5 protein-coding genes are annotated in these 5,917 nt (G+C 58.1%); 4 read left to right on the top strand and 1 reads right to left on the bottom strand.

All coding sequences use genetic code 11. The annotated features are described in order from the left end of the window. Positions 1-172: 172 nt before the first annotated feature. Positions 173-1,204 carry a LacI family DNA-binding transcriptional regulator gene (locus tag EP237_RS22515; protein WP_127563061.1) on the bottom strand — a complete coding sequence of 344 codons (1,032 nt, stop codon included), beginning with the start codon at positions 1,202-1,204 and terminating at the stop codon, positions 173-175. Positions 1,205-1,291: 87 nt separating this feature from the next. Here EP237_RS22515 and EP237_RS22510 point away from each other — a divergent pair, with 87 nt between their 5' ends. The 4 genes from EP237_RS22510 to EP237_RS22495 all read left to right on the top strand — a co-directional run bounded on the left by EP237_RS22510 (position 1,292) and on the right by EP237_RS22495 (position 5,713). Next, positions 1,292-2,389 (top strand): carbohydrate ABC transporter permease, encoded by a 1,098-nt coding sequence (locus EP237_RS22510; RefSeq protein ID WP_206052347.1) that lies wholly within the window; start codon positions 1,292-1,294, stop codon positions 2,387-2,389. Further along, the gene (locus tag EP237_RS22505; RefSeq protein ID WP_127563060.1) at positions 2,389-3,225 is read left to right on the top strand and encodes a carbohydrate ABC transporter permease; all 837 of its coding nucleotides are present in this window, start codon (positions 2,389-2,391) and stop codon (positions 3,223-3,225) included. Before EP237_RS22510 ends, EP237_RS22505 begins: the two co-directional genes overlap by 1 nt. 42 nt (positions 3,226-3,267) lie before the next feature. After that, positions 3,268-4,548, top strand: coding sequence for an extracellular solute-binding protein (locus EP237_RS22500; RefSeq protein WP_127563059.1), 1,281 nt, complete (start codon positions 3,268-3,270; stop codon positions 4,546-4,548). Positions 4,549-4,714: 166 nt separating this feature from the next. Next, complete coding sequence (locus EP237_RS22495; protein ID WP_206052346.1) at positions 4,715-5,713, top strand: glycoside hydrolase 5 family protein; 999 nt, start codon at positions 4,715-4,717, stop codon at positions 5,711-5,713. Positions 5,714-5,917 lie beyond the last annotated feature (204 nt).

Genomic DNA, 5,917 nt, shown 5'->3' with positions numbered 1-5,917 from the left:
TTCCACAGAATCGGCGGGAAGCGGACCTCTACAAGTACGCTGTCACGCTGCATTGCAGCCCGTTAGTGCAGTCTTTCACAGCGAACACAGGCAAAATCGGGTGGCAATGGCCGGAACACGGAGCCAATTCACAGCTTGGGTGCCACATTCCGCCCCTCTCGAATGGTCTGGTCTAAGTTTTTATCATCAGGTGAGACGCTCTGGGCACAACGGGGCATTCCAGACGCTCTTGCCGACTGGCATCCCAAGACCCCTCCAACAAGAATGAAGCGCACCATTGCCCCATTTCCCTGTGAGGTAACAGCACCGTGGACAAAGCCGGGAACAGATGTTGGGCGATTTCCTGGTCGTCATAACCCATGACAGCGATACTCCTGCCAATCTGTTCACCCAGTTCCTTAAGGGCCTCGTAGCAGCCCACAGCCATCAGATCGTTGGCGCAGAAAATCGCATCGGGGCGGATCGCTCCCTTCATTAGGCGAAGCGTGGCTTCTCGCCCACCGGACGGCAGGAAGTTTCCCTCAACGATCAGTGAAGGATCCACCGGGTGTCCGGCCTGTCGGAGTGCCCGTTCGTAGCCCTCCATCCGCTGATCGGAAGCTTCCATCCAGGGCTCACCCGAGATGAAGGCGATGCTGCGATGTCCCGCATCCAACAGAAAACGAGTTGCCATTTCTCCTCCGCGACGCTCTGCCGGAACGATCGACGCAAAGCGTTTTTCGGGATCATAGCAGTTGAGCAGCACGGAACGATGCTTGGCAAGCGCATCAGGCGGCCTCACCTTGCGCGTCAGGATCGAGCCGTAAATCACGCCTTCTACGCGGTCGGCGGCCCATTTTCGCAAGATAGCGGCCTCATAGCCCTTGTCGCCACCGGTCATCACAACTTCGACCAGCACATCCTCTTTCCAGGCTTCTTCCTGGACACCTTCAATGGAAATCGAAGCAAAGGGGCTGGTGGCGATTTCATCGAACATCACCCCGATCACCCGCATCCCGGTCGAGGCAGGCGGACGTCCTGCGGATCGTGGTCGATAGCCAAGCTCAGTCACGGCCCTCATCACACGGTTTCGCGTTTCGGCACTGATACGCATGCCCTCCATCCCGTTTAGAACGAAAGAAACCGTGGATTGTGAAACACCCGCGCGAAGCGCGACATCTTTCATTGTGATCCGCGAAGATTGGGGATTCTTGCCGTTTGCCATGGTGGCATCATAGCTACTTGCGCTTTGCTAATAAATATTGCTAATAATATTAGCAGAAGTAAGAATCGATATGTTGGGAGGCATTCGGTGGCAATCGGGGGGCGACAACGCAATCATCTGAGCCAGGCGCAAGCTGCCTGGCTCCTGCTGCTGCCCTTCTTGACGGTCTATGGTGCCTTTCTGGTCTACCCGTTCTTCCGAGGCATTTGGATCAGCCTGCACGACTGGAATCTGCTGGCGGTGGCATTCAACCCCGATGCCCGCGAATTCGTCGGGCTGCGCAACTACGAACGAATTCTATGGGGGCGGAACATCGAATGGGCCGCCCTTGCAAATCCGGCCCTCCAGATCACAGGCATGATCGGGTTCGGGTTCAGCGCCTTCCTTTACTGGACGAACCGGGCCAGCCGCGCGACCGCCATAGCCCTTGGGCTGGCGGCTGTGCTGCTCTTTGTCCTTCCCGGCTTCCACCCCGGTGAAGGAGGGCGCTGGTATGACCGCCGGTTCTGGCCAACGGTTGGAAACACAATCTTGTTCGTCGGCTGGACCGTACCAGGCGTCACGCTGTCATCCTTGGTACTGGCCGCAGCGCTAAACCGGGAAACGCGGGCCATGTCGGTGCTGCGCACCCTGTTTTTCCTCAGCCAGGTATTGTCTGTGACGGTTGTCACGTTGATCTGGCAGATCATGTTTTCCCCCAGACAGGGGCTGATCGCGAATATCACCGAAGCGTTTGGCGGCTCGCCCATCGTGTGGCTGACGGATGAACGGTTTGCCATGGTGGCCATCGTCATCACTACGATCTGGTGGTCGCTTGGTATTGCCATGATCCTGTTTCTGGCTGGTTTGCAAGACATCAGCCGCGACCTTTACGAGGCCGGTGCGCTGGACAATGCAACGGGCGTGCGTGCCTTTTGGTACATTACCCTGCCCAACCTCAAACGCACCATTACGCTGGTGATCGTCTTGCAGATCATCCTGCATTTTCAGGTTTTCGGCCAATCGCACCTGATGACCAACGGGGGGCCGAACGACACCACCCAAGTGCTGGTGCGCTATGTCTATCAGACGGCCTTTCGCGACAGCGAGCTTGGGCGCGCGTCGGCCATGGCGGTGTTTCTCTTCGTCATCATGGGCTCGTTTTCGATCCTTCAGTTCATCATCGGACGGGAGGAAGAAAACTGATGCCAAGCAAAGGCTATTCCTGGCTGGTGACAGCGCTGGCGATCCCAGCTTTCCTGTGGTTGGTGCCAACAATCTGGATGGTGTCGCTATCCTTCCAGCCCAATGACGTTCTTGCACGCACAACGTCATCCACCGCGCTGGGACTTGTTCCGATCCCCTTCACAACTGACAATTACGAGGCCCTTTTTGCCTTCGGTCAAACCCCTTGGTGGTTCCTGAACTCGGTAATCGTGGCGCTTGGCATGACCCTTGGGGTGCTGGCGGTGTCCACCACGGCGGGCTACGCGCTGGCGCGATTGGACTTTCGCTTCAAGACCCCAGTCATGATTCTGTGCCTGATCGGGCTGATGGTGCCTGAACAGGCGGTGTTCATCCCGCTTTACACGATGTTCGCCGATCTTGGCTGGCACAACAGCTATCACGCCCTGATCCTGCCGCGCATGGCGGTGCCGATCGGCGTATTTCTGATGATGCAATTCTTTCGGGCGATCCCGAACGATATCGAGGAAGCAGCTCGTCTGGACGGTGTCGGTTGGTTGCAGATCTTTCGCTATATCATGCTGCCCCTGGCACGGCCCGCGATGATGACTTTGGCGATCCTGACGTTCCTTTACGCTTGGAATGATTACCTCTGGCCGCTCGTCTCGGCACAAAGCCGCGACTACTTCACCATCACCCTTGGGCTGGCCAGCATCCAGTCGAATTTCGCGCAATCGGAAGGGCTTGGCCGTGTCATGGCCTCTGGAGTTATCGCCTCGCTTCCGGTCGTGATCCTGTTCCTGATCTTCCAGCGCTACGTGGTGCAAGCCATGACTGTGGGCGGAAGCAAGGGATGACACCGGGGAAAAACCCCAACCAGAAAAACCGGGAGGAGACCCATGAAACATATCTTGATAGGGGCGGCATTGGCCACAGCCGCCGTCACAGGCGCGTCTGCGCAGGAGCTTACGCTTGGCCGCTTCTTCGGCGCTTGCGAAGATGCGGGGACCGATACCAGCGTCAGCGTAGGCGAGGCTTGTATCATCCAGTCGATCATCAATGCCGCCTCGGCTGAGATTGATGGTGTCACTGTTGACACGCTGCCAACGGACTGGGGCAATTACTATGACCAGATTATTGCTGCCTATGCCGGCGGCACCCCCCCAGACATCCACGTGCTGCATCGTCACAGGATTCCCCAGTTCGCCGGTCTCGGTGCACTTGCTGATCTGTCGGATGACCTTGCTGCCGCAGGGATTGACGTGACTGACTGGGCTCCCGCCGCGCTGGATGCTGTCAGCTACAACGGCGGCATCTATGGCGTTCCGATGGATTTCCACGCGAACCTTTGGCACGTGAACATGGATCTGATGACTGCGGCCGGGCTTGTCGATGACAATGGCGCGCCGATTCTGCCGTCCTCACCCGAGGAACTGCTGGAACATGCGCAGATGATGCATGACGCCACCGGGCTGGACTATCTAGCTGCCGACTTTGCCCAGTTTCCGATCGGCGTACGTTTGGTGCTGGCTCTGATGTGGCAGCAGGACGCCAATATCTTCGACGGCGATACTGCAACGATCGACACCGAAGCCGCACGGAATTCCGTGACTGCGATCACGCAACTTTTTGATGCGGGCCTTGCAAATCCGCAGCTGAATTATGCCGACAGTCAACAGGCTTTCCTGAACGGAGAAGCTGCGATCCTTGTGAACGGAACCTGGGTCGTGGACTTCTACACCGCAGAGGCCGCAAACGAGGACGTCGCGCTGTCAAACTACTATGTTGCGGATTTCCCCACGCTCTTCGATCAGGGTGCAACCTGGGCTGACAGCCACATGTGGGCTATCCCCTCGTCTTTGCAGGACAACGAGGCGGAGTATCAGGCGGCGTTGCAGGTTCTGGCCTTCATCAATGACCACAACATTGACTGGGCGCGCACAGGCCACATGGCGGTCCGCAATTCGGTTCTGGAATCCGAGGCCTATGCAAACCTGCCTCACCGTTCCGAATATTCAGGCACTGCAGCTATCGCGCGGGACACGCCCCCTTCGGCAAACTATGGCGCCATTCAGGACGTCTTGAACCGAGAGCTGCAGGCCATCTGGCTGACAGGCAAGTCGGTTGATGACGCGCTGGCCGATGCCCAAGCCGAAGTTCAGGATCTTCTGGACCGCTAAGATCATAATCAGGCCCGTCCCCGGTGCACGGGGGCGGGCCGCCTTTACTAAGTCGAGGCCGCATATGACCCGTTGGACACAATCGGACGCCAATAGCTGGTGGTCCAGAAAGCCTTGGATCTGCGGGTTCAATTTCCTGCCCTCATCGGCGGTAAACTTTCTGGAAATGTGGCACCCCGACAGCTTTGACAGAAAAACGATTGAACGCGAACTGGGATGGGCCGGTGAGATCGGTTTCAATGCGGTTCGGGTCAACCTGCACGCCCTGGTGTGGCAACATGATGCCCAAGGCCTGCTGGATCGGCTCGACTGGCTGATGGGCGTGGCCGATCGGAATGGCATCGCAACAGTCCCATGTCTCTTCGACGATTGCGGTTTCGGCGGGGCAGAGCCCGTCTACGGCGCACAACCGGATCCGGTTCCCGGCGTTCATAACAGCCGCGCCGTAGCTAGCCCAGGACGGCTGGCACTACAGGACCACACCCGCTGGCCCGGCTTTGAATCCTACCTGCGCGGCATCATCCGCGCCTTTCGCGATGACGTCCGAGTGTTGTTCTGGGATCTCTACAACGAGCCCGGAAACCGAATGATCTTCTCTGCCGCCGGCGCGCGTGAATATGAGCCGGATTTCTCTACCGAGAGCCTCGCGCTGATGCGGGCCTGCTTCGAATGGGCGCGTGATGAGACACCGGAACAGCCGTTGACCGTGGGCGCTTGGACGACACCTCTGCCCGGCTCGGCAGACGCGCCATACCAGACCGAAATCGACCAGACGGCACTGGACCTGTCCGATATCACAACGTTCCACGCCTATTGGGACGCGACGCATGTGGGCGACTTCATAGACCATTTGAAAGCGCAGAAGCGCCCAATGTTCTGTACTGAATGGCTAGCCCGCCCGATCGGCAGCCGAATTGAAAATCAACTGGAGTTGTTCAACGAACGCGGTGTGGGGTGTTTCCAATGGGGACTGGTCAAAGGTCGCACCCAGACACACCTGCCGTGGCCTGCCGAACTGGTCACAGCACATGGAGGGCAGGCGGATCCCTCTATCTGGTTTCACGACCTTCTCGAGACCAACGGCATGCCCTACATCGCCGACGAGACCGACCTGATAAAGGCATTCACCCGCGATCTGACCTCCGCGCATACGCGATCGGGGTGATCACCAAGTCAAGGGTCCACAAGGCGACTGTGCGTTGTGAGAGGCACCGCCTGTCCGTTTACTGAGGGTTTTCTGGCCGCCCTGCGGCGAAGCGGTATGGAACAAGGGAACGGTGCCCACTGAACGTCCGCTTCCATCCATAGCGAAAATTTTTTGCAACCGCGCCGAATGACGGCTCTCCGCCGATTCTGTGGAAAAACAACG

Origin of the sequence: Nioella ostreopsis (assembly GCF_004000255.1) — a bacterium.
GTDB classification, from domain to species: Bacteria; Pseudomonadota; Alphaproteobacteria; order Rhodobacterales; family Rhodobacteraceae; genus Nioella; species Nioella ostreopsis.
The sequence above is the reverse complement of the archived record's forward strand: the minus strand, read 5'-3'. Positions and strand labels throughout refer to the sequence as shown.